2 protein-coding genes are annotated in these 1249 nt (G+C 56.6%); one reads left to right on the forward strand and one right to left on the reverse strand.

What is annotated here, in order from left to right:
- Positions 1–757: group II intron maturase-specific domain-containing protein (locus AC1DRJ_RS28285; RefSeq protein ID WP_477805046.1), on the forward strand; the 757-nt coding region annotated here is incomplete at its 5' end.
- A gap of 84 nt (positions 758–841) precedes the next feature.
- On the opposite strand, the gene AC1DRJ_RS28290 is transcribed toward AC1DRJ_RS28285, so the two are convergent.
- Positions 842–1135: a DUF3077 domain-containing protein gene (locus AC1DRJ_RS28290; RefSeq protein WP_477805047.1), complete on the reverse strand. Its 294-nt coding sequence runs from the start codon at positions 1133–1135 to the stop codon at positions 842–844.
- Between the last annotated feature and the right edge of the window lie 114 nt (positions 1136–1249).

Below are 1249 nucleotides of genomic sequence, written 5' to 3' on the forward strand. Positions count from 1 at the left end.
CCTGGAAGCGGGGATGATGGCCGATGGAGTGATCCAACCCCGAAACGAAGGCACGCCTCAAGGTGGGCCGCTATCCCCGCTTCTGTCGAATATCCTGCTGACCGACCTTGATCGGGAACTGGAAAGAAGGCAGTTAAAGTTCTGCCGCTACGCTGACGACTGCAACATCTATGTCGGTAGCGAATGCACAGGACGGCGGGTGATGGCGAGTATCAGGACCTTCCTGGAAGGTCATCTGAAGCTGCGTATCAACGAGCAGAAAAGCGCAGTGGCGCGGCCCTGGAAGCGAAAGTTTCTGGGCTATGCGATCACGATCTACCGCAAGGAAACTCGAGTGCGGATCGCCCCCGAAAGTCTTCGCGGGTTGATGGGTCGAGTTCGTGAGTTACTGCGCAAGGGTCGAGGACGATCCTTGCCCCACACCATCGAGTTGCTAAACCCTGTACTGCGGGGTTGGGCGAACTATTTCCGATTGACCGCGAATATGCGAACACTGGATGAGCTCGATTGGTGGCTGCGTCGAAAATTACGTTGTCTGCTCTGGCGACAGTGGAAAACCCCGAAGACCCGCGAACGACGACTCATCTCACTTGGGCTCAGACCCGAGCGGGCGTGGCAATCGAGCGTTAATGGGCGARGGCCTTGGTGGAACTCGGCATCCCATCACATGAATCAGGCAGTACCGACATTGTACTTCGCCAAAATGGGGCTGGTCTCGTTGCGCAGCACTGTGCAGCGACTCCAGAGTATTAATTGAACCGCCGTATGCGGAACCGCATGTACGGTGGTGTGAGAGGGCTGAGGGAGTAATCCCTCACCCTACTCGATTGTGCGGCCTGGATTATGTGGCGACGTTACTGGCGCGGTTGTTACACGGTGCGGCGAGCACCTTCACCACGTCATCGATGATCGCTTTACTCATGTCCTGCAAATAATGCGACGCCCAGGCATGGCGGTCGGTATCGCGAACCATCGCGGCATCTGATGCAAGGAGTTTGGCGATGTGGAGCAGATCGGAGGCGTGGGAGAGGGCTTCGATGACTGGAACGCCGGCGTTAATGCGAAACAGCGGTTCGTTGGCGTGGTAGGAGAAAGGGGTGAGGCCGATGGTTTTGAGGTCTTGAGGGTTGGTCATTGGGCACCTCCGATTTTTGGGCGGTGGTGGGTATGACCCGGTGGAGCGGTAGTGCAAATTTTGGACGGAACGATAGCGGGCATCAGCAAAAACTCCTGAATCAAAGTTAGAGCT

Source organism: Pseudomonas sp. P5_B2 (genome assembly GCF_056400445.1).

Excerpts from the sequence above, each read along its gene's own strand:
- AC1DRJ_RS28290 (WP_477805047.1), bottom strand. The coding sequence starts at position 1,135 with ATGACCAACCCTCAAGACCTCAAAACCATCGGCCTCACCCCTTTCTCC.